We start from the raw sequence: 25,100 nt of genomic DNA on the forward strand, positions 1-25,100 counted from the left end.
TTACCACGTGGTACTACCGAGTAGTTAAACGTTGTCGTCGGTCGACTCGTGGGGAGGTAGCGCCGAGAACAGCGGAACGGCGGCGGTCAGTCGCCCCGGCGAACCTCGTCCAGCGCGTCGACGGTGGGGGCGTTCACGATCCGGACCGTCCGCCCCTCGCGAGTGACGCGGAACGCGTCCTCGAAGGAGCCGTTCTCGACGCGGTAGACGCCCTCGTTCCCGGCGGTCGCGTTCAGCGACTCGGTGAGCAGCCCGCGGTAGGCCCGGACGAAATGCCGGGCGTCGCGCTCGGTCTCCCAGCGCGTCTTGAGGACGTAGCCGTCCGCCACGGGGTCGTCGCTGTCCGCGTCGAAGTAGGGGACCAGCTTGTCGCCTTCCCAGCCCGCGGTGGCGGGGTGGGAGTAGTTGTACGCCGAGTACGGTCCGGGATCACGACTCAGCGTCCCGCGGTCGATCGCGCGCTGCTGCCAGAGCATCGCGAACAGCGTCGCCTCGCCCAGCCGCGTCGCGCCGGCGCGGTCGAACTCGGCGGTCGAGCGGTCGGGGACGACCACGCGTGCCGGGCGGTCACGCGGGTAGTCGGAAGGGTGGATCAGCTGTTCGCTCGACTCTGGCGGCCGGACGTAGAGCTCGTTCACCGCCGCCCAGCCGCCGCGCTGGCGGACCCGGTGAACCAGCGTCGGTCCCTCGCTGTAGGGCGCGTAGACGGTCAGGTAGAGCCCGAGGTTCTCGTCGGCGATCGAGGCGCCACCCTCGCCGCTTGGACGGTTGATGCAGTCCCACTCCGCCCCGCAGCGCTCCTCGTACTGTGCCTCGACGTAGTTGGCGTCGCCCTCGACGACACCGGTCTCGGCCATCCGTACGTCGGGGTTGGCGGCGCCGCCCAGCAGCGAGAGCCGCTGGTCCTGCAGCGCGTGGACGAGTTCGTGGGCCAGCGTCGCGCGGTCGACCGTCGGCGTCTCGCTGTCGCTCACCAGCACGATGCGGTCGGCGGACGGCGAGTAGTACCCCAGCACGGAGCCCCCGTAGATCTCGCCGAACGCGCCGCCGACGGTGCGGTTCTCGCCGACGAGCATCGCCGCCTCGTAGCGCTGTTCGCGGGCGCGCTCGAACGGCGAATCGACGGTCGTGTCGCTGCTCGACCCGTTCAGGAACTCCTCGCGGGAGATCACCTCGACCGGCACCGTCCGCTCGAACTCCAGCCCGCGGATGAGTTCGACGCGGGCCATCGTGCGGGCGACGACGGCGTCGAGTTCGGTCTCGTTCAGCCCGTCGCTCGCGTCGACGGCCAGCGAGTCGGTCGCCGCGTAGCCGTTCTCGACACCCAGTCGGTCGGCTTCGGGAGTCGGCGACGGCGCCGCCGGCGCGGCACAGCCAGCGAGCACCAGACAGCAGACGACCGCGAGCAGTCGAAGCCTCACACCGAGGGGTGCGCCGGCGAGGGGAAAAGAGCTACCGACGACCGAACAGCAGCGCCGCGCCCAGGACGCTCACCAGCGCGGCGAGGGCGGAGAAGCCGGGGGCCTCGGTGGTCGTCGTGGCGTCCGTCGCCGTCGGGGTCTCCTCGCCCGGCGCCGCAGTCGCGGTCGGCGCTGGCGTCGACGCCTCCGTCTCGACCGACTCGCGGACCTCGCTCAGCGAGTCGACCGACGGCGCGTTGACGATCGTCACCGTGTCGCCCGCGACGGTCACGTGGAACGCGTCGGCGAACGAGCCGTCGGCGATGCGGTACGTGTCCTCGCCGACCCGTTCGGCGCCCCAGTAGGCCAGCAGGCTCTCGTAGGCGCCGCGGAACTCCGTCGCCTCCGCGTCGCTGTCCCAGACCAGCCGCCAGACGTAGCCAGTTTCGCCGTCGTCGCTCCGGTAGAAGTGCATCCGGTCACCGTCCCAGCCCGCGGCGGCGTCGAACCCGTAGTTCAGCGGGTCGAAGCGACTGACCTCGCCGGAGTCGGTGTAGTTGAGCCACGCGTTCGGGCCGACCACGTCCCGCGCGTAGCGCTGGACGTCTCCCTCCTCGGCGTAGAGCGGGTAGGCGAACATCGCGGCGACGCCGGACTGGCCCACCTCGGCGTAGTCGGTGCGGCGCTCGGGCCGGACGCGCTCCCAGCCGTCGGCGTGCTCGTCGGCCAGTTCGACCTCAGTCGGCGGGTCGGTGCCGTAGCGGTCGGGGTGGATCACCTGCTCGGCGCTCTCGGGCGGGGCGTCGTACAGCTCGTTGACCTGCTCCCAGCCGCCCTGGCGCTTCTGCTCGGCGACGAACGCCGGCCCGTCGCTGTAGGGCTGGTAGTTCAGGAAGTAGACGCCCATGTTCGGCGGCGAGGCGCCGCCGCCGTCGCCCCCGTCGGGTCGGAGGCAGGTGCCGTTCCACGCGCCGCCCTCGCCACAGCGCTCCTCGTAGCGGTACTGGACGAGGTTCGCGTCGCCCTCGATCAGCCCGCTGTTGGCGTTGGCGCCGTCGCGGGTCTGGCTGGTGAAGTTGGCGAGGTCGAACTCCTGGTCCTGCATCGCGTGGACGAGTTCGTGCCCGAGCGTGAGTTCGTCCACCTGGAGGCTGCTCTCGTTGTCGGTGACGAGCACGATGGCGTCCGCGGCGGGGCTGTAGTAGCCCGCGACCGAGGCGCCGCGGTTGGCCTGCTGGACGTCGAGCGAGCCCTCACCCTCACCGATCAGGAACAGCGCTTCGAACTTCGTGTTGTCGAACCTCCGGAACGCGTCACTGTAGGAGACGTTCCCCGAGGAGTTCGCGAACTCCGAGCGCGGGACGATCTCGACCGGCACGTCCATGTCGAACTCGACGCCGCGGATCACCTCGACGCGGGCCTTCGCCCGCGCGATCGTGGCGTCGAGTTCGTCCTGGGTGATCCCGTCGCTCTGGTCGACGGCGATGCTCTCGTTGTGCCAGTAGCCGTCCTCCCAGCCCAGCCGGTCGGTCTCGGGGTCCGGGGGCGCGCTGTTGTTTTCGACCTGCGTCGCCGCGTCGACGCCGTCGGACGCCACGGCCGCGTCGGCGGTTGCAGGCGCGGCGGGCGCGGCTGCCGCGACGGGGGCGAGCCCGGCGAGGACGACGACTGCGACGGCGAGGACCGCGGAGACTCGTCGCATAGCCACACATTGAGCCGACCACGCAAAAAGACCGCGGCGGGGCTCGCTGCCAAGAAAGCTAAGGCGTCGACGCTCCATCGCCCCGGCATGTACGATCCCGACAGTACCGCCGTCGTCGTCGTCGACATGCAGAACGGGTTCTGTCACCCGGAGGGCAGCCTGTTCGCGCCCGACAGCGAGGCGGCGATCGAGCCCGTGACCGAGCTCGTCGCCAGCGCCCGCGACGCCGGCGCGAGCGTCGTCTACACGAAGGACACCCACCCCGAGGAGCAGTTCGAGGGGAACCACTACTACGACGAGTTCGAGCGGTGGGGCGAGCACGTCGTCGAGGGGACGTGGGACGCCGAACTCCACGACGGCCTCGACGTGCGCGATGCGGACCACGTCGTCGAGAAGCACACCTACGACGCGTTCTACCGGACCGGGCTGGAGGGCTACCTCGACACCCACGGCATCGAGGACCTCCTCATCTGCGGGACGCTCGCGAACGTCTGCGTGCTCCACACCGCCGGTAGCGCCGGCCTCCGGGACTACAAGCCCGTGCTGGTCGAGGACGCGCTGGGGTACATCGAACAGGACCACAAGGAGTACGCGGTCGACCACGCCGACTGGCTGTTCGGCGAAGTGACCGAACTGGACGAGGTGACGTTCGCGTAGCGCACCCTCCGAGCACTCAGCGGAACACGCGGTACGACGGCTGTCCCGTCGCCACAAGCCGTTCCTCCCCGTCGTCGACGCCCCAATCGCGATCGTCGTCGCCGTGTTCCGGGACCGTGCTGGTCACGTCGACGCGACTGACGCCGATGGTGGAGCCGGCCCGGATCACGTCGGCAGCGGCGTGCAGATCGCCCGTGGCCCGCCGGAGGTAGTTCACGTTCAGGCTCACCGTCGCGACGTCGGTGGCCAGCGGGTCGTCGGCCGCGAGTCGGAGCGCCAGCCCGCCCGCAGTGTCCACGAGCGTCGCCGCGACGCCGCCGTGGATGGTGGGTTTCGAGGCGGGGTTGGTGAGCTTCTCGTCGAACGGGATCGTGAGTTCGATCCGGCCGCGCTCGACGGCGTCGACTTCGGTGCCGAGCCACGAGAGGTAGCCGTGGTCCTCCTCGACCGCGTAGCGGATGAAGTCGGCAGCCCCGTCGGGCAGCGGCGGCAGGTCCTCGGTCATACCGACCGTCCGCGGGGACGGGTCAAGTAGCCGGCGGGAGCGTCACCCCAGCCGGATCGACGATTCGGCGGGCGCGACGGTCACGGCCACCTCGTCGCCGACGGCGAACGCGTGGCCCTCGTGGAAGACGATCTTCGCGCCGAGCGCGTCGCGAGACGCGAACAGCGAGAGCCCCGTCGCGCGCTCGCCGTCGACGCGGACCGCGAGTTCGGCCCAGTCCACGTCGGTCCCCCTGCCCGCCCGCGAGGTCGCCGTGCCGACCTCGGTCCCGAGTAGCGAGACCTGTCCGGTGGCCGCATCGTCGTCGACGCCGCGGTTCGGGTACGCGCCCCCGCCCGAGTAGTGCGCCAGCCCCCCGTCCAGCGGCGTGCCGTCGTCGGCCGCAAGCGCCGCCCACGACCCGGGATCCGGGTGGGCCGGCGCGTCGAGTCTGACGTAGGTCTGCCCGGTTTCGGTCACCTCGCCAGTTCCGTCCCACTGGGCGCCCGCGACCGACACGTCGGGAACGACGGGGAGCGATCCCGACGCGCGGTAGGGGTTCGCCTCGGCCGGCCGGAACCCAAGGTGGAGGTGGTCGTCGACCCAGCGCCCGAAGAAGCCCGAGCGCACCGACTCGCCCAGCGAGTCGCCCGCCGCAACCCAGTCGCCGGCGTCGACGCCCGGATCGACGTGGAGGACGCGCGCGAGCAGGGCCGCGCCCCGACCGCCGGCCCAGTCGTCAGCCACGTCGAGGACGATCAGGTGGTCCTCGTCGACGGCGTAGGGACGATCCGGGCAGGCGACGGTCCGCGTCGCCACCACCTCGCCCGGGACGGGCGCGGGGGCGGTGCCGTCGTCCGGGTAGAGGTCGACCGCACAGCCACGGTCGTGAGCCGGATAGGGGGAGTTGTAGCAGGAGAACCGCGCGTAGCGATCCAGGAGGGATGCAGGGAGCGGGACGGGTGAGCGCTCGGCCGCGGGCATGCTCGGCGAGTGGCGACGGCCACGCTTAGGTACGTCGGACCCCGACTGCGCCCATGCGCGTGATCCGCGGGCGGGCGTCGACGCCCGAGGGCGATCGGGAGCGCACCCGCGACCTGCTGGACTCTGTCGCCGACACCGGCACGCCGGTCGTGCGAGCGTGGACGCCACACCGCCACCTCGCGTTCGGTCGCCGGGACGCCAACGAACCGGGGTACGACGATGCCCGCGCGGCCGCGAGCGAGCAGGGGTTCCCGCCGGTCGAGCGTTCCGTCGGCGGCCGCGCGGTCGCCTACACCGGCACGACCGTCGCGTTCGCGGCGCTCGAACCGACCGACGACAGCCGGACGGGGATCACCGACCGCTACGAGGCCGGCGTCGACACCGTCGTCGACGCGCTGGAGTCGCTCGGCGTCGACGCCGAACGGGGCGAGCCACCCGACGCCTTCTGCCCCGGCGACTACTCGGTGCAGGCGCCGTGTTCGACCGACGAGCAGCGGCGCCGACCCGGCAAACTGGCGGGGATCGCCCAGCGAGTGACTGCGGGCGCGGCGATGGTCTCGGGCGTGGTCGTCGTCGCCGACCGCGCCGAGATCCGTGACGTGCTCGCCCCCGTCTACGACGCGCTCGACGTGCCGTTCGACCCGGACTCGGTCGGAAGCGTCACGGCCGCGGGCGGGCCGAGCGACCCCGAACGCGTCGCCCGGGCACTGGAGGCCGCGATCGTCGACGGCCGCGAGCGATCGGTCGAGTCGTTACGGGCGGCGACGGACACCAGCCGGGAGGCTTAGGGGAGCCCCCTCCCCACTGGACGTATGCTCATCACCGGCGCCGAGCTCCCGGACGGCCGGGTTCGGGACGTTCGCACCGACGAGGGCCGCATCGCCGAGATCGCCGAGTCGCTCCACTCCCTCCCCGGCGAGGAGACCGTCGACGCGACGGGGCTGACGCTGCTGCCCGGCGCCATCGACGTACACGTCCACTTCCGCCAGCCCGGCCACGGCCACAAGGAGACGTGGGCGACCGGCTCCCGCTCCGCGGCCGCCGGCGGCGTCACGACCGTCGTCGACCAGCCCAACACCACGCCGCCGACGGTCGACGGCACGGCGTTCGACGAGAAGGCCGAGTTCGCGGCCAACGCGGCGGTCAACTACGGCATCAACGGCGGCGTCAACGACGAGTGGGACCCCGACTCGCTACTCTCCCGCCCGGTGTTCGCGCTGGGCGAGGTGTTCCTCGCCGACTCGACCGGCGACATGGGGATCGACGAGGAGCTGTTCGGCGACGCGCTGGCCGAGGCCGCCGACGCCGGGGTCACCGTGACCGTCCACGCCGAGGACGCCGACCGGTTCGACGAGTCGGCCCGCGACGGCGACGCCGGCGGGACGGGGCGCGAGGCCAACGCCGACTTGTGGAGCCAGTACCGCACCGCAGAGGCCGAGATCGCGGCCGTCGAGGCCGCCTGCGAGGCCGCTGCGGACGCGGGCGTCGACATCCACGTCGCCCACACGTCGACGCCGGAGGCCGCCGAGCACGCCGCCGAGGCGGGGATGAGCACCGAAGTCACCCCGCACCACCTGCTGCTCTCCCGCGAGGATCTGGACGAGCTGGGCACGTTCGGGCGGATGAACCCGCCGCTCCGGAGCGAGGCCCGCCGCGAGGAACTGTACGATTTCGTCGTCGACGGGACGGTCGACGTGATCGCGACCGACCACGCGCCCCACACGACCGCCGAGAAGGAGGCCGGGCTCTGGGACGCCCCCTCGGGCGTACCGGGCGTCGAGACGATGCTCCCGCTGCTGCTGGGGGAGGTCCGGGACGGCGACCTGCCGCTCGAACGCGTCGTCGAACTCGTCGCCGCGACCCCCGCCGAGCGGTTCGACCTCGACGCCAAGGGCCGGGTCGAGGAGGGGTACGACGCCGACCTCACGCTGGTGGACCTCGACGACGCCGAACCGATCCGCGCCGACGCGCTGCACACGAAGTGTGACTGGACCCCCTTCGAGGGCCGCGAGGCGGTGTTCCCCGAACTCACGGTCGTCGACGGCAGCGTCGTCTACGACGGCCGCGCCGGCGACCGGTTCACCGCGGGGCTGGGGCGGAACGTGCGCGAGTAAGCAGCGAGGGACGGGCGGGTTCCGCAGGTCGGATCGCGACGCGGGACGACGCCTGACGGCGCCATCGTGGACCCCGGCTGAGAGGGTCACGCAAGGCAAGCTTTACATGCACTATCATATAAATAGGAACGATGCCCGAATGCCAAAACTGTAATTCGTTCGTCACGCGACGGTACGTCCGGGTGTTCACGCCCGAGGGGCAGGAGACGCCGCGAGTCTGCCCCTCCTGTGAGGACAAGATTCGGGACGGGAGCGACGTACGTGCGGCACGATCGACGCGAGGGAACTGATAGCCGACGGCAACGGGGCTCGGAACTAGTTCGGTCGCGGGCGCTCCCCGCGACGATCCGTAAAACGACGCGTATCGCTCAGTAGCTACGCTCCTTGGGTTCGTACGTCTTGTCTTCGCCCTCCAGGACGGCCGGCTTGTACCAGAGGCCGGGGCTGCCGTCGTTCCAGGAGAGCATCGTGTGCTTGAGCCACTCGTCGTCCTTGCGCTCCTGGTGCTCCTTGCGCCAGTGGGCGCCGCGGAACTCGTCACGGGCGAGCGCGCCGACGGTGATGGCCTCGGCCACGTCGAGCAGGTTCCGCGTCTCGATGGTGTGGATCAGGTCGGTGTTGTAGGTCCGCGAGGGGTCCTCGACCGTGACGTGCTGGTACTCTTTGCGCGCCTCGCGGATGTCCCCGAGGGCGTCCTTCAGCGCGCTCTCCTCGCGGAACACGTTCACGTTCTCGGTCATCGTCCGCTGGACGTCCTCCCGGACCTCGGCGTGGTTGACGCCCTCCTCCTTCTCGAGGAGGTAGTGAACGCGGGTGCGTTCGGCCTGGACGGCCTCCTCGACGACGCCGGCGTCGCCGGCGGATTCGGCGGTCGCACCGCCGTCAGCGAGCGCCCCCTTCTCCGCGGACGGGAGGCCGGCCTCGCCGAGCGCGACGGGCGAGACGTTCTCGCCCTCCTCGCTGTCCTCGTCCCAGCCGGTGGTGATCTTCGCCTCCTCGTCCACGTCGCCGGCGGCGTGGCGGCCGGCGCGGGCGCCGAAGACTGCGAGTTCCGGCAGCGCGTTGCCGCCCAGCCGGTTGGCGCCGTGGACCGAGGCGCAGGCACACTCGCCGACGGCGTAGAGCCCGCCGACGCAGGTGGCGCCCCACTCGTCGGTCTCGATGCCGCCCATCGCGTAGTGCTGGCCGGGCTTGACCGGCATCGGCTCCTCGAGCCCGTCGACGCCCTCGAAGTCCTCCGCGAGGTGGAGGATGTTCTCCAGGCGGTCGAGGATCCGGTCCTCGCCGAGGTGGCGCATGTCGAGGTGGACGTACTCGTCCTCGATCCCGCGGCCGTTGTTGACCTCGTTGAGTTCCGCCCGGGAGACCACGTCACGCGAGGCGAGCTCGCCGTCGTTGTTGGCGTAGCCGTGTTCGAACATGAACCGCTCGCCCTCGCTGTTGTAGAGGATCCCGCCCTCGCCGCGGACCCCCTCGGAGATGAGCACCCCCGTCGACGGCAGCGTCGTCGGGTGGAACTGGATCATCTCCATGTCCTCGATGGGGACGCCGGCGCGGTAGGCCATCGCGACGCCGTCGCCGGTGTTGGCGATGGCGTTGGTGGTGTGGTCGTACACCTGCCCGAGCCCGCCGGTCGCGAGGATCACGCCGTCGCGGGCGCGGAACCCCTCGATCTCGCCGCGCTTGATGTCGTAGGCGACGACGCCGTGGCAGTCGCGCTCCTCGGGTTCGTCCTCGTCGGAGACCGCGAGGCGGGTGACGTACCACTCGTCGTACACCTCGATGCCCCGCTTGACCACCTGCTCGTACATCGTGTGGAGCATGTGGTGGCCGGTCTCGGCGCCGGCGTAGGTCGTCCGCGGGAAGGAGAGGCCGCCGAACGGCCGCTGGGAGACCTGTCCGTCCTCGTCGCGGGAGAACGCCATCCCCCAGTTTTCGAGCTGGATCGTCTCTTTCGGACTCTCGCGGGTCAGCGCCTCCACCGCGGGGGCGTCGCCGAGGTAGTCCGAGCCCTTCATCGTGTCGTAGGCGTGGTCGTGCCAGTCGTCGCCCTCGCGGAGCGCCGCGTTGATGCCGCCCTCCGCCGCGCCGGTGTGCGACCGGACGGGGTGGAGCTTGGTCACCATCGCCACGTCCGCGCCGGCCTCCTGTGCGGCGATCGCCGCACGCAGGCCCGCGCCGCCGGCACCGACCACGATGACGTCGTACTCTCTCATGCTTACCAGAACTTCAGGTTGGATTTGACTGCCTCCCGCTTGAGCTCCTGAATGTGCTCGGTCAGCGGGATGTCCTTCGGGCAGACGTTGGTACACGAGAACTGGGTCTGGCACCGCCAGACGCCGTTCTCCTGCTCGATCAGCTCCATGCGGTGCTCCTTCATGTTCTCACCCTCCCGCTCGTCCATCGCGAACCGGTAGGCCTTGTTGATCGCCGCGGGTCCGAGGTACTCGTTCTCGTCGGCGGCGATGTTGCAGGAGGACATGCAGGCGCCACACCAGATACACCGGGTGGACATCTTGATCTCCTCCCGGTTCTCGGGCGTCTGGAACTGCTCCTCCAGTTCGCCGTCGGGCGTCTCGTCGGTCTGGAAGTACGGCTCGACCGCCTCCATCTGGTCGTAGAAGTGCTCCATGTCCACGACGAGGTCTTTCACCACGTCCTGGTGGGGCAGCGGTTCGACCCGGACCACGTCGCCGTCGAGGTCGGCGATCTGGGTCTGGCAGCCGAGGCGCTGGCGCCCGTTGATGAACAGGGCATCGGAGCCACAGACCGCCTGCCGGCAGGAGTGCCGGAACGTGAGCGAGGAGTCGTACGTGTCCCGCGCCTCGATCAGCGCGTCGAGCACGGTCATCCCCTTCGTGAAGGGGATCCGGAACGTGTCGAAGCGCGGCTCGGTCTTCCCCTCGACCTCGGGGTCGTAGCGGAACACCTTCAGCGTGATCGCGTCGTCGCCGAGGTCCGGCTCCGCGTCGGCCGCTTCCTCCTCCGCGGCTTCGGCGCGGGCCGCCTTCTCGGCGCGTCGGCGCTCGCCGGGGGACTCCGGCTCCGGTTCGGCGTCCGGCTCCGGCGTCGATTCGGTCTCGTCGTCGGTTTGGTCGGGTTGTGTACTCATGTGTTAGAACAGGTTCGTCCAGACGAGCGCGGTTCGCAGCCCCTGCACGACCATGATCAGGCTGGCGACGACCAGCACCGCCGTCACGGCGGTCTGCTTCCAGCCGTCGATGCCGTCCCGGTGGACGATGGCGTTGTGGACGCCGTTGACGCCGTGGAACGTCGCCGTCAGCAGGAACAGCACCATCAGCGAGAAGTACGTCCACGTGCTCATCCGGGCGGACGTGCCGGCGAACGTCACGTCGGCGGCGTGGTTCACGAAGTGCAGGAGGAAGAAGTGGAACGCGAGCACGACGACCAGGAAGGCCGCCGTGACGCGCTGTAGCAGCCACTTCGTCCCCGAGCGGTCGAACGAGGAGTAGTGTTCGGCCATCTCAGAACACCCCTGAGACGAACGTCGGGACGCTGGCGATCGTGATCGCACCCGTGATCACCAGCGACGCGTAGAAGCTCTCCTCCTGTGCCTCGAGTCCCGTGCCGAGGTCGATGAACAGCAGGCGGACCCCGTTGAGGATGTGGAACACCGCCACCGCGAGCAGCCCGACCTCGAGCAGGCGCACGATGGCGAGGCTTTCCAGCCCGACGATAGTGTCGTTGTACGCCGCCTCGCCGGTCAGTGCCGTCGAGAGCACGGCGATGTGTGTAAAGAGGTAGCCGATGAGGACCCAGCCGGTGAACTTGTGGAACAGCCACGCCCACATGCCGGCGGTGAAGGAGCGCCACCGCCCGAAGTCCTCGACGGTTCCCCGATCGTACGACTGACTCATGTAACAGGATCACTCGGTCCGGAGGGGGTATAGAAGTTACCGTATCGGTCACGCCATCCACCGAACGTGTTCCCCTCGGCGTCCCCCGGGCTCGACTCGCCGACCGTTCAGAACAGCCCCGAGACGAACCCGAGTCCCATGGCGATCAGCACGATCGCGGAGAAGACCGGCAGATAGGGGGTGTACCGCTCGACGCGCTCCTCGTAGTGCTCGTAGCCCGCGACCAGCAGCATCGTGAAGCCAACGATCCCGACGATCACCGTCAGTGCGTAGGCGCTCATCAGCTCCAGACAGTGGGTGGAGCCGGCACAGAGCGCGATGATCTCGAACTCCTCCTCGTGTGCGAACCCGAGCAGGAACGCGAACCAGGCGATCCCGAACAGGCCGCGCTCGGCGGCCTCGTCGCCGCTTTCGTGGGCGTGGCCGCCGACGAAGGGGAGTACCGTCCTGATGCGGGCCACCCAGCCGTCGTCGTGGCTGTGCTCGCCGTGTGCGTGCTCGTGGTCGTCGGCGTCGTGGTCGTGCGCGTTCTCGTGATCGTCGTGGCCGTGATCGTCGTGAGCGTGACCGTGCCCGTCGTCGCCGTGGCCGTGGCCGCCGTAATACTCCCGCAGGCCGAGCAGTATCAACAGCACCCCCGCGACCAGGCTCACCGGGCCGCCGATGGTCACGCCCTCGAGGACCGTGATGGGTTCGTTGACCTGGGTGAGGCTGAAGTACGACTTCGCGTAGAAGAACGCCCCCACCATCGCGATACTGCTGATCAGATGGCCGATCCCGAGGATCAGGCTGGCCGCGAAGCCGTAGAGCCACTTGTTCGACTGATCCAGCGCGTAGGAGGCCGCGACCGGCCAGCCGTGGCCGGGTTCGACGCCGTGGACGGCGCCGAGCGCGACGGCGCCGACGAGCAGGCCGAACGCTTCGCCGTGGAGCATGGTCGAAACGGGACCGGACAGGGGTTTAGGGGTTGTTAAGACCGAACCCGGCGGGGCGTAATAACCGCTAAGTGTGCCGCCGGTCCAGTCGGACTGTGCGAACGAGCTTGAACGTCCCGAGCGACGTGCTGGAGGAGTTCGACGAGACGTGGCAGGAACAGGGGATGGAGTCACGCTCGCGGGCGGTGCGGGAGGCGATGCAGGAGTACGTCGAGCGCCACACCACCCTCGCGTCGATCGACGGCGACGCCGTCGCCGCGCTGGCGTTCGACTACGAGCACACGCTCGTCATCGGCGACCTCCACACCGTCCAGCACGAGTATCAGGACGTGATCGGTACCACCCAGCACCTCCACCACGGCGACTGGTGTCTGGAGACGGTGTTCTGCACCGGCGACGCCGGCCGCATCCGCGAACTCGTCCACGCGCTCCGGGATTTCGACGCTGTCGGGCGAGTGAACGTGATGTTCCTCCAACCGACCGGCTAACCGGCCACCACGCCCAAACCGCTGGGCGGACAACTCATCCACGATGAGTCTCCAGCAGGCGTTCCACGAGCTCGTGACGCTGGAACTGGTGCTCGCGTGGGTTGCCGTCTCCCTCGTCTCCGTGGGGGTGCTCTGGTTCGACCTGCGTCGGAACAACCGGAAACTGCCGTCGATGATGAAGCTGGTCTGGACGCTCACGGTGCTCTACTCCGGCGTACTCGGCCTCGCGGTTTACTGGTACAGCGGCCGGAGTCAGATCCCCGACGACACGTTCCTGCGCCGCGGGATGCGCTCGACGGCCCACTGCTACTCGGGCTGTGGCGTCGGCGAGGTGCTCGGCGTCACGCTCGCGGCCGGCATCCTGCTGTTGAACACCGTCGGCGTCGTCGCCGTGACGTTCACGTTCGCGTACCTCTTCGGCGTCGCGTTCACCGTCGGCCCGCTCATGCAAGAGGGCGTCGGGATCCGGGAGGCGCTCGCGGACGCGGTGTACAGCGAGTCCGGCAGCATCGTCGCGATGGAGACGGTCGCCATCGGCTCCGACATCTACCTCGCCGGCGAGGCGACGATGGGCGAACCGGTGTTCTGGGCGTCGCTGGCGGTGTCGCTCTCGCTGGGCTTCCTCGCGGCCTACCCGATCAATCTGGGGCTGCTCCACCTGGGTGTGAAGGAAGGGATGGGCGACCCCTCGGCGATGTAGTTCGGCGTCGACAGCCGCCGCGAGCACCGTCCGCATCCCGCGAGGACTTATTTCGCTCGGCACCGACCCGCCGGCCATGGCCGACGACACCGCCCGGTTCCTCGCGGACTCGCCGGACCGGCTTGCCCTCCTCGACCGCCTGCGCGACGCCCCGGCGGCGCCCTCGACGCTCGTCAGAGACCTCGACCCTGCCCGCCGGAGCATCCAGCGGAACCTCGCGGCCTTCGAGGACCGCGGCTGGATCGAACGCTGTTCCGACGGCTACCGTCTCACCGCTGCCGGCGACTGCGTCGCCCGAACGCACGCTGACTACCTCGAGCGACTGGCACGCATCGACGAGTACGCGCCGTTGCTCACCCACCTCGGCCCTGTCCACGCCCCACCGCCCGACCTCCTCGCCGGCGACCTCGTGACCGCCTCCGAAGCGGACCCGCAGGCGCCGATCCACGCCTACACCGAGCGCCTCCGGGAGATGGATGGTAACCGGGTTCGGGTCTGTTCGCCGGTGCTCTCGCGGGCGTTCCACGAGGCTCACGCTGCGCTGGCGCTGCGTGGCGTCGACACGGAACTGCTGCTGTCGACGACGACGGCCCAGCGAGCGAGGGAACTGAACCCGCTGGAGTTCGCGGCGGTGCTCCGGGCCGGCCCGCTCGACTTGTTCGTCCGCGACGACCCGGTTCCGTTCGGCCTGACTCTCGACGAGGACTCGCTCCTGCTGGGTGCCTACGACGACGGCCACCTGCAGGCCTGCCTCCACGCGACCGACCCGGACCTGCTGGCGTGGGGGGAGAGGCTGTTCGAGGCGCTCCGTGCGGACGCTCGACGCGTCACGTCGCCGGGAGCCCTCGACTCGGCGTAGGGGCGACAGCCCCTGTCACCGCTGCCGGCAGGAGTCGTAATACCCGCACAACACGAACGGCGAGTATGGCGAGAGATGTCCTCCACACCGTCACGTCGGCTCTCACCGACCGGACGACGCTATTCCTGTTCGCGTGCCTCGCGGCTGGGTGGTTCCTCCCGAGCGCCGTCCCGATACTGGGCTACCTCCTCTACCCGCTGTTCCTCCCGGCGTACCTCGTCTCGATGGTGACCTACGACGGCCTGCTGGGGGTGGAACACGTTGCCTACGCCGTCGCGGAAGTGCTGTCGGTCAGCGGTCCCGTCGTCTTCGACGCGGGCCTCGCGGCCACCTTCTACCTGTTCGCGGTCGTCGCCGTCGTGCTTGGCGGGGCGCTGGAGCGGCGCGTCGGCCCCGAGGCTGGCGGCGATGGGGGAGCCGACGAGAACCAGCGCCTCGGTCGCTTTCGCGACGCCGTCGCCGCGGGGTTGCTCCTCCTCGGCCTGCTGCTGGTCGTACAGGGCGTCGCCGCCCAGCCGACGGTGACCAGCGAGACCTGTACCGGGACGAGCACCGCCGAGGAGGGCGAAATCGGGTCGACGGCGACGACGACCTGCACGACGACGACAGAGCCAGCGCCGGGAGCACGGCGCTACGTCCTCGGCCTCGGTGCCGGAATCGGGACGCTCGGAGCGGGAATCGTCGGCGTCGATCACTGGCTGGCCGGGCGGTGAGACAGAAGCGTGGCCCTCAGTCCTCGACAACGTCACCGACGCGCTCGCCGAGTTTCTCCTGGACCTGCCAGAGGTACAGCGCCGCGTAGCTCCGCACCGGCGCCCAGCGCTCGGCGAACTCGGTCATCTCCCCGCGGGTCATCTCGGGATCCTCGCCGTGGTGATCGACCAGCGTCTGCAACCCCTGCCGCACCCCGAGGTCGCCGACGGGGAACACGTCCGGGCGACCGAGGACGAACAGCAGGAACATGTCGGCCGTCCACGGGCCGACGCCGGTGATGTCGGTCAGCGTCGCCCGCACCTCGGCCTCGTCCATCGCGGCGAACGCCTCCCGGGTCCAGCCCTGCTCGTGGAACGCGTCGGCGATCTCGTTGACGTACCGCGTCTTCTGACTGGAGAGTCCGGCGTCGCGCAGGACCTCGTCCTCGGCCGCGCGGATGCCTTCGGGCGTCACGTCGACGGCGTCGAACAGGCGCTCGCGGGTCGCAGCCGCCGACGCCACCGACACCTGCTGGCGGAGGATCGAGACGATCAGCCGTTCGAAGGCGTCCTCGGCGGGGTCGAGCGAGACCGGGCCGACCTCGGCGGCGATGGGGCCGAGGTACGCGTCCCCCTGGAGGCGCTCGTACGCCTCGTCGGCGCCGGTTTCGAGCGAGTCCGTCACGCTCACACCTCGAAGCGCATCCCGTCCTCGGCGACCGCCACGTCGCCGTCGAAGCCGGCGCGCTCGATGCTCTCGATCATCTCGTCGTGTTTCCCCTCGGTGTGGGGGTAGAGGTGCGTGAGCAGCAGGCGGTCGACGTCGACCCCGGCCAGCGCCTCGCCCAACTGCGTGGGCGTCGGGTGGTTGTCCACGTCGACCTCGTCCGGGAACGAGCAGTCGTGGAGCAGCGTGTCCGAGCCGTCGGCGAACCGGGCGATCGACGCGCTCGCCTCGCCGTCGGCGCCGAAGGTGAAGGCCGCCTCGTCGTCGGCCCCGGCGAACCGGTAGGCCAGACAGTCCATCGAGTGGACCGTCTCGTGGGTCGCGATCTCGAACCCGGCGGCCTCGAACTCGGCCCCGGTGCCGACCTCGCGGATCGAGAGGTCCACCCGCCCGTCGAGGTAATCGTGGACCGAGAGGAGGTCGTCGAGCAGCGCCTTGGTTCCGGAGGGCCCGACGACTTCGAGGTGGGTCTCGCCGGCGAGCCAGCGCGCCTTCAGCAGCGCGAGCAGGTCGCTGACGTGGTCGAGGTGGTGGTGGGTCAACAGCACCGTCGAGACGCCCTCGTAGCCGACGTCGGTGTTCGCGAGGCGGTTGAGGACGCCGGCGCCGCAGTCGACGAGCAGCGCGCGGTCGTCGCGTTCGAGCAGCAGGCCGGTCTGGACGCGGTCGGGCAGCGGCATGGCGCTCCCCGTGCCCAGTAGCGTGACGCGCATACCCGGGGCTGTGCGGCCTGCGGGGAAAGGCTGTGTGGTCAGTCCCGGCCGGCCGGGGGGAAGTCGATGCGGACCGCCGTCCCGTCGGACCTGCTGGACTCGAGGGTGAGTTCGCCGCCGGCCGCGCGGGCGCTCCAGGAGGCGAGCCAGAGGCCGAGCCCCCGGCTGTGTTTGAGCGGCGTCTCGGCCTCGCGTCTGAGTACCTCCCGCTCCTCCTCGGGGAGCCCCGGGCCGTCGTCGACGACCCGGAGACACGTCCGGTCGCCGTGCTGTCCCGTGGTCACGCGCACCCACGGCTCGTCGGACTCGTTGTGCTCGACGGCGTTCTCGAGCAGGTTCGACAGCGCGGTCACGAGCGCGGACTCGTCGGCGACGGCCGCGCAAGCCCGCGAAACCTCACACTCGAGGACGACGGCGCACTCGGGGTCGAAATCCGCGACGACCGCCTCGACGACCGTGGCCAGGTCCGTCGGCGTCGCCTCGTCGACCGAGGTCGGCTCCGTCCGGGTCATCTCCCGCACTTTCTCGCTCGTCTCGACGACGCCGTCGACTTTCGACTGGATGTGAGCGGCGACCGCCGCGGGGTCGTCGGCGTCGCCGGACTCGATCCGCCCGGCGAGCCCGTGGACGACGTTCATGTCGTTGCGGAGGTTGTGTCGGAGCACCCGGTTCGCGACCTGCAGGCGCTGTTCGTACGCGCGGCGGTCGGTCACGTCCCGAAGCACCAGCGAGTGACCGCTGAGCTGGCCCTCGGCATCACGGAGCGGCGAGACCTGCACCTCGTAGGTCCGCCGGATGTCCGCGGCCTCGCCCTCGACGGTGGTCCCCGAGAGCCGTTCCAGCGGGGTGTCGGGGAACACCGTCGAGATGTGGGTGCCGGCCTCGGGCGCCGGCGTGAGCACGCGCCGGGCGCGCTCGTCGGCGTCGACAACCACCCCCTCGGCGTCGAGCACGACCAGCCCGTTGCCCACCACGTCCAGCGCCGCCTCGCGGGCGATCGGGGTCCGGTCGAGCAGGTCGAACCGGAACAGCGAGACGCCGGCGAATGCGACCGTGGCGCCGAACGTGAAGGGGGTCAGGTCCAGCCCCGGCACCGGGCTCGCCCGGATCGTGAACGCGGCCTGGGCCGCGGTCGGCGGCACCACCGCGGCGAGCAGCGTGCCCGCCTGCCGCCGGTAGAGATCCGAGGAGCGGGCGGCGGTTTGCAGCACGAGATACGTCCCGAACGCGATGATCGCGTAGGCGTAGGCGATGTGGACGTAGTAGCCGACCGCGAACTCCGGCGCGAACACCCGGACCGGGGCGCCGGCGGGCAGCTCGAGGTCGGTCCAGATCAGCCGGTGGGTCGGGTTGGTGAGCACGAACGCCGCGAAGACGATCGGCTCGGACACCATCGTCCAGCGGGCCGGGCGGGTGAGCCACGCGTGCTTCCCGGCGTAGCGCAGGGTGAACAGCAGCCACGCCGTCGGGATGAACCCCGCGACGGCGAGGGTCAGCTGCCACCACGGCAGCTGGGCGGCCCGGCTGTCGAACCCGAGTTGGACGCCGTAGCTCAGCACCCACGTCCCGATGACGGCGACGATCGCGACGAAGCCGCCGACGTAGCGTTCGTTCCGGTTACGCCGGACCGCGACCGCGAGGAGGGCCGAGAGCAGGCTGATACCGAAGAGAACCAGCGACGGGAGTCCCGGGGACCACGGCATCCTACGACTGGGGTGTCACGATGCCGTGATAAAAAACGATGGGCAACGGCGAGCCGTTCCTGACGACCCGAAACCGGCCGCGTGCGTCAGTCGAGATCGAGGAACGACGAGAGCGTCGTCAGGTCGCCCTCGTCGACGCCGAACGCCGACACGTCGTTGTCGTCGACGGTGTTGTCCATCTGCAGCGATCGGTACTGGTCGGCGCCGAACGGGAACCCGGGGACGTAGTCGAGGACGGAGAGCCCGATCTTCGCCATCGGCATCGGGATCGGCAGCACGTTCACCCCCCGGCCGTCGGCGCGGTGGCCCAGCCGCGCCACCTCGGCCATCGTGAGCTTCTCCGGGCCGCCGATGTCGTACGTCCGGCCGACGTGCTCGTCCGCCTCCAGCGCGTCGGCGAGTATCGGCACGAGGTCGCCGACGTGGATCGGTTGGAACCGCGTCTTCCCCCCGCCGGGCAGCGGCGTGACGTAGGGGGGCGCGAGCAGTTTGGTGAACTTCACGAACTCGCCGCTCTCGCCGAACACCACCGAGGGCCGGGTGATCGTCCAGTCGAGGCCGGAGTCCCGCACGACTTCCTCGGCCTGGCCCTTCGCCCGGATGTAGTTGGTCGGTCCGTCGGGGTCGGCCCCGAGCGCGCTCTGCTGGAGGAATCGGTCCGCGCCCGTCTCCTCGGCAGCCGCGACGAGGTAGCGCGTCCCCTCGAGGTGGATCGAGAAGTGCTGCTCCTCGCCGCCCGTCGGGCTGAACAGCGGCGAGAGCGCGACGAGGTTGACCACCGCGTCGTGGCCGTCGACGACCGGCTCGATCGAGTCGTAGTCGGTCACGTCGCCCGTCTCGTGGCTCACACCCTCCGGGAGGGGCTCCTCGGGCGTGCTGCGTGACATCGCGGTCACGTCGTGGCCGCGATCGGCGAGTTCAGCACAGAGCGGACGACCGATGAAGCCGTCTCCGCCGGCGACGAGTACGTTCATACGTAATCGATTGACGCGCACCCACCTTAAAGCCGGGCGCCAGCGGCACCCGAATCGGGCGAACCGACGCGCCTTAATCCCGGGCCGAACACCCTCCGCCCATGCTCATCACGCTGGAGGGGCTGGACGGCAGCGGCAAGACGACCGTCTGGGAGGCCCTCCACGACTCCCACCCCGAGGCGACGTTCACCCGGGAGCCGACCGAGTCGTGGTACGGCGAGGCCGTGAACCGCGCCATCGACGACGACGGCGCCGACCCGCTAGCGACGCTGTTCCTGTTCACCGCCGACCACGCCGACCACCTCTCGCGGACGATCCGGCCCGCACTCGAGAACGACGAACTGGTGATCTCGGACCGCTACTCCGACTCGCGGTACGCCTACCAGGCCGCCGCACTCTCGGGTAGCGACCTCACGCGGCCGATGGAGTACATCCGCGGCATCCACTCGGCGTTCACTCGCGAGCCGGACAAGACGATCTACATCGACGTGGACCCGGAGACGGCAGCGGCCCGAAGCGGTTCGACCAACCAGTTCGAGGACGCCGCCTTCCTCGCGCAGGTGGAGTCGAACTACGAACGGCTGATCGACGCCGAGCCAGAGCGGTTCGTGCGCGTCGACGGCACGCAGTCGCCCGAAGCGGTGATCGACACGGTGGAGGACGTCGTCGATCGATTACGCGGATCGCAGTCGTAGCTCACTCCCAGCTCTCGGGCAGGTCGACGGTCTCCGGCGGCGGGACGTAGAGTACGTCGACGAGCGCCCCGATCCCTACCGGAACCGCGACCAACAGCGTGAGCACGACGGCCGGGCTCCCCAGCTCCGGCCCGAGGCTGAGCAGCCCCGAGAACAGGTACGTCGACGCCAGCAACACGATGGGGATGGCGGTGGCGGTGAACACGGCGGCGCCCCCGCGGGTGTCGAGCGCGATACGGAAGTAGCGCGTCAACACTGCCGCGACCAGGGTGTGCGCCGCGAGGACGACGAGCAGGAACGCGACCGAGAGCACCGAAGCCATTGCCTGCCTCTCGGCGCCGCGTGACCTTTTCGTTGTCGCTGTCGGGTGAGCGCACGGCGACGATCACTCCTCGATGCCGTCGGCCGTCAGTCGCCGACCCCGACTCCTCGATACCGTCGGCTGTCCGTCGCCGACTCCTACTGTTCCACACCGTCGCTACCACCGGCCCGCCGCGCCTCGGCCAGGATTCCCGCCACGGGCTCGGTGTACTCGTAGCCGGGGATCACGCCCTGGACGTACGTTCCCTCGACGAAGTCGACCAGCGCGGCGGCGTCGTTCACGCCGCGTCGGGGGTCGATATCCGCGAAGGAGACGGTGACCTCCGCGCTCCGTCTCCCCTGGTGGGTGGTCTCGGTCACGGCGGGGTCCGGCACGTTGTCGCCGGCCAGCACGCCGCCGCCAACGTTGCCGACGCGGCGCTCGAACGTCTCGTACCATCCCTCCTCGACGACCGGTGCTACGTCGTCCTCGGTCACCTCGTCGAGCATCGGCGCGCGGACGGTCACGTCGAACTCGATCCGGCCGCCGTCGGCGGGCGACGCGGCGACGATGCCCTCGAAGGGCGTGGCCGTGGCGATGAACCGGTCCGGGGCGTCGTCGTCGGCCTCGAAGGCGTCGTGGTCGCGGAACGCTCGCCGGGCTCTGTCGGGCAGCTCGCTCATACACCGAGACAGGTGGTTGCGCCGAATAAGCGCGTCCCTTCCGGCGGGGTACTCGTCGCCGACGGGCGCGAGCGACCGGGATACGGTCGCCCGCGTGCCGGTTCGGCGGGGCTTTTCCCCGACCGACCCGGTAGGGCGGGTATGGCCGAGCAGTTCCTCGACACCGACGCGCTCGTCGCCGCCGTCGACAACGCCGAGTTCGACCGTACGCCCGCCGTCGTCGCGAACGCACACATCACGGGGCTGAGCGTCGCCCGCGCGCTCGACGCCCACGACGTGCCCGTTATCGCCGTCGACCAGGTCGGCGACGGGGTCGCCCACCCCTCCGACGCGATCGACTTCGCGGGCGAAGTCCGCTACCCGCTGGACGATCCGGCGGGGTTCGCGGAAGACCTTGCCGCGATCGCCGACGCCGCCGGCGAGGTCGTCGCGTTCGGCTGCATGGACGAGTGGGTCCACGGGTTCGCCGACGCCGGCGTCGAGAACGTGGTCCTGCCGTGGGAGAACCACGTGAGCGTGCTGGACAAGAGCCGGCTCTACCGCCGCGCCGAGGAACTCGGCGTCCCCCACCCCGAGACGTACTTCCCGAGCGAGACCGCCCCCGACGCGGCCGCCGAGGAACTCGGGTTCCCGCTCGTCGTCAAGCCCGCCCGCAAGCGCGAGGGCGAGGAGGCGCTCGGCAGCAACGTCGTCGAGGTGGCGACCGGCGAGGAGCTCCACGACGTGCTCGACGCCGCCGCGGCCGCGGGCGTCGAGGTGATGCTGCAGGAGAAAGTGAACATCGCGACCGGGAAGGACCGCTCGCTGGCCTCCTACGTGCCCGCGGAGGGTGACCCACTCGCGGTGGTCGGGAACGCCGCCGTGCGCTTCCCGCTGGAGTTCGGCACCTCGTGTCTGGTCGAGACCGTCGACGCCCCCGAGATCGAGGCCCGCGCGCTCTCGGTGATCGAGGACGCCGGCTACCACGGCATCAGCGAGTCGGAGTTCGTCTACGACGCCGACCGCGAGGAGTACGTGCTGCTGGACATCAACACCCGGCCCTGGAAGTGGATCTCGCTGCCGGTCTCGGCGGGCGCGAACCTGCCCTACGCCGCCTACGCCGACGCCGTGGGCGAGTCCTTCGACCCGGGCGAGATCGACGACGGTCGCTGGGTGTACCTGCGGGACTACCTGACCCTGCTTTCGACCGCTGAGGCGTTCTGGGACGTGCTGGACACCGAGGACTGGACCGCGCTCGTCTCGGGCGCGTTCGAGACTGGCGGCGACCTGACGACGGGGGTCTACCGGCCGAGCGACCCGGCGCCGACGGCGCAGTTGCTCGACACCGAGTTCACGGATCGGGAGTACTACTGCTCCTGTTGAAGTGGACGGCCGCACGTGTTCGTGGCCGTCGACGCCGTCGACGCTACCGATGGTCTAGATCGGTCATCGTCGTACGGATGTATCCACGAAACCCCATCCTTTCGCCGGCATCCGGTGGTTCCTAACCGACGGAGCCCCTCTCCCGACCCAAGATGAGCGACCGCCTTCACCTCAACCTCTTCACGATGAACTCCGTCGAGCACGTCTCGCCCGGCACGTGGCGCCGGGACGGCGACCGCTCGGCCGAGTACACCGATCGGGAGTACTGGACCGACGTGGCTCGCACCGCCGAGCGCGGCAACTTCGACGCCGTGTTCTTCGCCGACGTGCGCGGCATCTACGACGTCTACGGCGGCGACCGCGAGACCGCGATCGAGAAGGCCGTCCAGACGCCCTCGAACGACCCCGCGTTGGCCGTGCCCGCGATGGCGGAGGTCACCGACGACCTCGGGTTCGCGATCACCAAGTCCACGACCTACAACCACCCCTACCAGCTCGCCCGGGAGTTCTCCACGCTCGACCACCTCACCGACGGCCGGGTGGCGTTCAACGTCGTCACCTCCTACCTCGAGTCGGCCGCCGACAACCTCGGCCTCGACGAGCGCATGGAGAAGGAGACGCGCTACGAGCGCGCCGCGGAGTTCCTCGACGTGTGCTACGCGCTCTGGGAGGAGTCCTGGGAGGACGACGCCGTGCTTCGGGACGCCGGTTCGAGGCGCTACACGGACCCGGAGAAGGTCCACAGTATCGACCACGAGGGCGAGTTCTTCGACGTGCCCGGGCCCCACGGCTCCGAGCCGTCGCCCCAGCGCACGCCCGTGATCTACCAGGCCGGCTCCTCGGAGTACGGGCGGGACTTCGCCGCCGCCAACGCCGAGGCGGTGTTCTGCTCCCAGCCGACCGAGGAAGGGGTCGTGGAGTACATGGACGACGTGAAAGAGCGCGCCGAAGCGGCCGGGCGCGACGAGGGCTCGATCGCCTTCTTCATCGGGATCGTCCCGATCGTCGCGCCGACGGAAGAGGAAGCGGAGGCGAAGTACGAGGCGCTCACGGAGTCCATCGACGTCGAGTCGACGCTGGCACTGCTCTCGGGCTTCCTCGACATGGACCTCTCCGAACTCGATCCCGACCAGAAGGTCGAGCACATCGAGACCCAGGCGATCCAGGGGACGATGAACGCGTTCACGCAGTCCGATCCCGACCGCGAGTGGACCGTGCGCGAGGTCGCGGAATTCTCCGGGCTCGGCTCCACCTCCCCCATCGTCGTCGGCACGCCGGAACAGGTCGCCGACGAACTCGTCTACTGGCACGAGGAGGTCGGCGTCGACGGGTTCAACGTGAAGGAGGCGGTCCGCACCGGGAGCCTCGACGACTTCGTCGACCAGGTGGTGCCGGAACTGCAGGACCGGGGCCTGTTCCGGACCGAGTACGAGGGTGACACCCTGCGCGAACGGCTCTACGGCGAGGGGCAGCGACGCCTCCCCGAACACCACCCGGCTCGCCAGTGAGGAACCCGACGAACTACGTCGGTTTCCCGCGGGTGGAACGGCCGACGTTCCGGTAGCGAATAGGTTTAAGTTGTTCCACCCACTTGGTTCAGGTGACGCTTCGCTTTGGAGGGCCGAAGCGTCAGCGGGGACCAACCGGGCTCGCGCCGCCGCGCTTTTTCGCAGCGGCGCGGCCCGTTTTCGCTACACGTCAACTCGAGTAGCCTCGGCGCCGTCAGTCCGCTGTCGGCGGGTTGAGCGCGACGCCGTCGACGACGGCGAGGCTCGCGAGCACCGAGCCCGCGCCGGCACCGACGCTGATCGACAGCGGTGAGAGGGCCGCCGCGAGAACCCCGGAGAGAAGCGCGAACGGAATGAACAGGAGCTGGAGGTCCGGCCGCGAGAGTCCACTGACCGAGGGCATCGTAATTACATATAATTAGATCCGGCTTCAAAGAGTTTGTGCCCAGTGGCGTCGATGGGGCTGAACAGGCGGAACGGCGCCGAAACCGGATGAATTCTCGGAGAGAACGCGAGGGGAGGGGTTCGAAACACCGTCGGACGTGCTCGCTTCGCTGCGCGCGACTTCCCCTGCTTCGAAACCACTCCTGTGACGACTTTCACGGCGCTCCCGACGGTCGCGCCGAAAAATGCGAGGGGAGGGATTCGAACCCACGGACCCCTACGGGAGCGGGTCTTAAGCCCGCCGCCTTTGTCCTGACTCGGCCACCCTCGCGCGAACGGAGGTTCCCCGCAGGCCCGGAAGTCGGTTTCGGTCCCGCTACTCCTCGAGCAGCAGCGCCACCCCCACCAGCGTCGAGCCGGCGGTCACCGTCGCCTCCTTCTCCAGCGAGTAGACGATCCCCTCGCGGTCGACGGTCACCTCCTGTAGCGCCTCGTAGCTCGTGGGGTCGTAGACCGTGCCGACGTAGTCGCCCGGTTCGACGTAGTCACCGAGTCCGACCGGGCCGTCGACGTGGAACAGCCCCGAGTCGGCGGCCTTCACCCGGCCGAGGTGGTTGCGCGCGATCGTCGCGTTCGTCGGCGCGGGCTCGCCCGGCAGCATGTCGAGGTGTCGGAGCACGTCGAGCATCCCGGCGAGGCCGGCGTCGATGGCGTCCTCGACCAGTTCGGTGTTGTGGGCGAGTTCGGGCGTGATGGTCGGGATCCCCTCCTGTGTCGCGGCGACGCGGAGTTTGCCGCCGAAGTCGCGGTCCTCCCACTCCGCGTCGGCGTCCTCGCCCGCCGCCTCCGCGAGCAGCAGGTCGATGTTGAACGCCTCCGCGAGCGCGCGGCACTCGGCGTCGCCTTTCAGGTAGACGGTGTGGGACAGCATCTCCAGCCCGCCGGTGTGGAGGTCGACGATGGCGTCGGCGTCGCCGGCGTACTCCCAGAGCGTCGCCGCCATGCGCTCGTGGAGCGTCCCGTCCTCGTCGCCGGGCCAGCAGCGGTTCATGTTCGCGTTCACCGAGTCCAGCGGCTCCGGCGCGGTGTAGGAGACGCGGTCGAACGTGATCGGGTCGGCCACGGGGACGGCGACCAGCGTGCCCGAGAAGTCGTCC

At 69.9% G+C, this 25,100-nt stretch carries 28 protein-coding genes and 1 tRNA gene; 11 read left to right on the forward strand and 18 right to left on the reverse strand.

Translation table 11 applies throughout. The features are described 5' to 3' along the window. Positions 1-86 precede the first annotated feature (86 nt). Both BMZ83_RS13010 and BMZ83_RS13015 read right to left on the reverse strand, forming a co-directional pair. Positions 87-1,421: an Hvo_1808 family surface protein gene (locus tag BMZ83_RS13010; RefSeq protein WP_074879355.1), complete on the reverse strand. Its 1,335-nt coding sequence runs from the start codon at positions 1,419-1,421 to the stop codon at positions 87-89. A 31-nt stretch (positions 1,422-1,452) separates the two neighbouring features. Then, positions 1,453-3,102 carry an Hvo_1808 family surface protein gene (locus BMZ83_RS13015; protein ID WP_074879358.1) on the reverse strand — a complete coding sequence of 550 codons (1,650 nt, stop codon included), beginning with the start codon at positions 3,100-3,102 and terminating at the stop codon, positions 1,453-1,455. 87 nt (positions 3,103-3,189) lie between these two features. Between BMZ83_RS13015 and BMZ83_RS13020 the strand changes: the two genes are divergently transcribed. Further along, positions 3,190-3,759 (forward strand): cysteine hydrolase family protein, encoded by a 570-nt coding sequence (locus BMZ83_RS13020; protein ID WP_074879361.1) that lies wholly within the window; start codon positions 3,190-3,192, stop codon positions 3,757-3,759. Positions 3,760-3,775: 16 nt separating this feature from the next. On the opposite strand, the gene BMZ83_RS13025 is transcribed toward BMZ83_RS13020, so the two are convergent. Further along, positions 3,776-4,264: a PaaI family thioesterase gene (locus tag BMZ83_RS13025; protein ID WP_074879363.1), complete on the reverse strand. Its 489-nt coding sequence runs from the start codon at positions 4,262-4,264 to the stop codon at positions 3,776-3,778. A gap of 42 nt (positions 4,265-4,306) precedes the next feature. After that, on the reverse strand, positions 4,307-5,227 hold the full coding sequence (locus tag BMZ83_RS13030; RefSeq protein WP_074879368.1) for a hypothetical protein: 921 nt from the start codon (positions 5,225-5,227) through the stop codon (positions 4,307-4,309). Positions 5,228-5,280: 53 nt separating this feature from the next. Here BMZ83_RS13030 and BMZ83_RS13035 point away from each other — a divergent pair, with 53 nt between their 5' ends. From BMZ83_RS13035 to BMZ83_RS16950, 3 genes are all read left to right on the forward strand, one after another. Beyond that, the gene (locus BMZ83_RS13035; RefSeq protein ID WP_074879371.1) at positions 5,281-6,015 is read left to right on the forward strand and encodes a lipoate--protein ligase family protein; all 735 of its coding nucleotides are present in this window, start codon (positions 5,281-5,283) and stop codon (positions 6,013-6,015) included. Between the two features lie 24 nt (positions 6,016-6,039). Beyond that, positions 6,040-7,341, forward strand: a complete 1,302-nt coding sequence (locus BMZ83_RS13040) for a dihydroorotase (RefSeq protein ID WP_074879374.1) — start codon at positions 6,040-6,042, stop codon at positions 7,339-7,341. Positions 7,342-7,472: 131 nt separating this feature from the next. Continuing rightward, complete coding sequence (locus BMZ83_RS16950; protein ID WP_166623270.1) at positions 7,473-7,631, forward strand: DUF7563 family protein; 159 nt, start codon at positions 7,473-7,475, stop codon at positions 7,629-7,631. Between the two features lie 78 nt (positions 7,632-7,709). On the opposite strand, the gene BMZ83_RS13045 is transcribed toward BMZ83_RS16950, so the two are convergent. The 5 genes from BMZ83_RS13045 to BMZ83_RS13065 form a co-directional block, all read right to left on the reverse strand. Then, complete coding sequence (locus BMZ83_RS13045) at positions 7,710-9,557, reverse strand: FAD-binding protein (RefSeq protein WP_074879377.1); 1,848 nt, start codon at positions 9,555-9,557, stop codon at positions 7,710-7,712. A 2-nt stretch (positions 9,558-9,559) separates the two neighbouring features. Further along, positions 9,560-10,453 (reverse strand): succinate dehydrogenase/fumarate reductase iron-sulfur subunit, encoded by an 894-nt coding sequence (locus BMZ83_RS13050; RefSeq protein ID WP_074879378.1) that lies wholly within the window; start codon positions 10,451-10,453, stop codon positions 9,560-9,562. Between the two features lie 3 nt (positions 10,454-10,456). Beyond that, positions 10,457-10,825 (reverse strand): succinate dehydrogenase, encoded by a 369-nt coding sequence (locus tag BMZ83_RS13055; protein ID WP_074879382.1) that lies wholly within the window; start codon positions 10,823-10,825, stop codon positions 10,457-10,459. A gap of 1 nt (position 10,826) precedes the next feature. Then, the gene (gene sdhC, locus BMZ83_RS13060; RefSeq protein WP_074879385.1) at positions 10,827-11,219 is read right to left on the reverse strand and encodes a succinate dehydrogenase, cytochrome b556 subunit; all 393 of its coding nucleotides are present in this window, start codon (positions 11,217-11,219) and stop codon (positions 10,827-10,829) included. 107 nt (positions 11,220-11,326) lie between these two features. After that, positions 11,327-12,154, reverse strand: coding sequence for a hypothetical protein (locus tag BMZ83_RS13065; RefSeq protein WP_074879389.1), 828 nt, complete (start codon positions 12,152-12,154; stop codon positions 11,327-11,329). A 95-nt stretch (positions 12,155-12,249) separates the two neighbouring features. Here BMZ83_RS13065 and BMZ83_RS13070 point away from each other — a divergent pair, with 95 nt between their 5' ends. The 4 genes from BMZ83_RS13070 to BMZ83_RS13085 all read left to right on the forward strand — a co-directional run bounded on the left by BMZ83_RS13070 (position 12,250) and on the right by BMZ83_RS13085 (position 14,914). Beyond that, positions 12,250-12,642, forward strand: coding sequence for a CopG family ribbon-helix-helix protein (locus BMZ83_RS13070; protein WP_074879391.1), 393 nt, complete (start codon positions 12,250-12,252; stop codon positions 12,640-12,642). Between the two features lie 43 nt (positions 12,643-12,685). Continuing rightward, positions 12,686-13,342, forward strand: coding sequence for a DUF4396 domain-containing protein (locus BMZ83_RS13075; RefSeq protein WP_074879394.1), 657 nt, complete (start codon positions 12,686-12,688; stop codon positions 13,340-13,342). 76 nt (positions 13,343-13,418) lie between these two features. Further along, positions 13,419-14,201 carry a helix-turn-helix transcriptional regulator gene (locus BMZ83_RS13080; RefSeq protein ID WP_074879397.1) on the forward strand — a complete coding sequence of 261 codons (783 nt, stop codon included), beginning with the start codon at positions 13,419-13,421 and terminating at the stop codon, positions 14,199-14,201. 65 nt (positions 14,202-14,266) lie between these two features. After that, on the forward strand, positions 14,267-14,914 hold the full coding sequence (locus BMZ83_RS13085; protein ID WP_074879400.1) for a hypothetical protein: 648 nt from the start codon (positions 14,267-14,269) through the stop codon (positions 14,912-14,914). Between the two features lie 16 nt (positions 14,915-14,930). On the opposite strand, the gene BMZ83_RS13090 is transcribed toward BMZ83_RS13085, so the two are convergent. The 4 genes from BMZ83_RS13090 to BMZ83_RS13105 form a co-directional block, all read right to left on the reverse strand. Continuing rightward, positions 14,931-15,578 carry a DNA-3-methyladenine glycosylase family protein gene (locus BMZ83_RS13090; protein ID WP_074879448.1) on the reverse strand — a complete coding sequence of 216 codons (648 nt, stop codon included), beginning with the start codon at positions 15,576-15,578 and terminating at the stop codon, positions 14,931-14,933. Between the two features lie 2 nt (positions 15,579-15,580). Continuing rightward, positions 15,581-16,333, reverse strand: a complete 753-nt coding sequence (locus BMZ83_RS13095) for an MBL fold metallo-hydrolase (protein WP_074879405.1) — start codon at positions 16,331-16,333, stop codon at positions 15,581-15,583. Positions 16,334-16,371: 38 nt separating this feature from the next. After that, a complete protein-coding gene (locus BMZ83_RS13100) occupies positions 16,372-18,036 on the reverse strand; it encodes a sensor histidine kinase (protein ID WP_074879410.1) in 1,665 nt (554 codons plus the stop codon). Positions 18,037-18,122: 86 nt separating this feature from the next. Beyond that, positions 18,123-19,010 carry a complex I NDUFA9 subunit family protein gene (locus BMZ83_RS13105; RefSeq protein WP_074879413.1) on the reverse strand — a complete coding sequence of 296 codons (888 nt, stop codon included), beginning with the start codon at positions 19,008-19,010 and terminating at the stop codon, positions 18,123-18,125. 101 nt (positions 19,011-19,111) lie between these two features. Between BMZ83_RS13105 and tmk the strand changes: the two genes are divergently transcribed. Then, the gene (gene tmk, locus BMZ83_RS13110) at positions 19,112-19,705 is read left to right on the forward strand and encodes a dTMP kinase (protein WP_074879416.1); all 594 of its coding nucleotides are present in this window, start codon (positions 19,112-19,114) and stop codon (positions 19,703-19,705) included. A gap of 1 nt (position 19,706) precedes the next feature. Here tmk and BMZ83_RS13115 read toward each other — a convergent pair whose 3' ends face one another. After that, positions 19,707-20,027, reverse strand: a complete 321-nt coding sequence (locus tag BMZ83_RS13115; protein ID WP_074879419.1) for a hypothetical protein — start codon at positions 20,025-20,027, stop codon at positions 19,707-19,709. Positions 20,028-20,164: 137 nt separating this feature from the next. Beyond that, positions 20,165-20,689, reverse strand: a complete 525-nt coding sequence (locus tag BMZ83_RS13120) for a DUF5813 family protein (protein WP_074879422.1) — start codon at positions 20,687-20,689, stop codon at positions 20,165-20,167. Positions 20,690-20,830: 141 nt separating this feature from the next. Here BMZ83_RS13120 and BMZ83_RS13125 point away from each other — a divergent pair, with 141 nt between their 5' ends. Next, positions 20,831-22,051 carry a carboxylate--amine ligase gene (locus BMZ83_RS13125; protein WP_074879424.1) on the forward strand — a complete coding sequence of 407 codons (1,221 nt, stop codon included), beginning with the start codon at positions 20,831-20,833 and terminating at the stop codon, positions 22,049-22,051. 152 nt (positions 22,052-22,203) lie between these two features. Further along, complete coding sequence (locus tag BMZ83_RS13130) at positions 22,204-23,559, forward strand: LLM class flavin-dependent oxidoreductase (protein ID WP_074879427.1); 1,356 nt, start codon at positions 22,204-22,206, stop codon at positions 23,557-23,559. Between the two features lie 214 nt (positions 23,560-23,773). On the opposite strand, the gene BMZ83_RS13135 is transcribed toward BMZ83_RS13130, so the two are convergent. The 3 genes from BMZ83_RS13135 to BMZ83_RS13145 all read right to left on the reverse strand — a co-directional run. Continuing rightward, complete coding sequence (locus tag BMZ83_RS13135) at positions 23,774-23,962, reverse strand: hypothetical protein (protein WP_074879430.1); 189 nt, start codon at positions 23,960-23,962, stop codon at positions 23,774-23,776. Positions 23,963-24,189: 227 nt separating this feature from the next. Continuing rightward, a tRNA-Leu gene (locus tag BMZ83_RS13140) sits at positions 24,190-24,274 on the reverse strand. Between the two features lie 45 nt (positions 24,275-24,319). After that, positions 24,320-25,100 (reverse strand): succinylglutamate desuccinylase/aspartoacylase family protein (locus tag BMZ83_RS13145; RefSeq protein ID WP_074879433.1); only part of this gene is annotated, 781 nt, incomplete at its 5' end.

The organism is Halolamina pelagica (assembly GCF_900115675.1).
GTDB classification, from domain to species: domain Archaea; phylum Halobacteriota; class Halobacteria; order Halobacteriales; family Haloferacaceae; genus Halolamina; species Halolamina pelagica.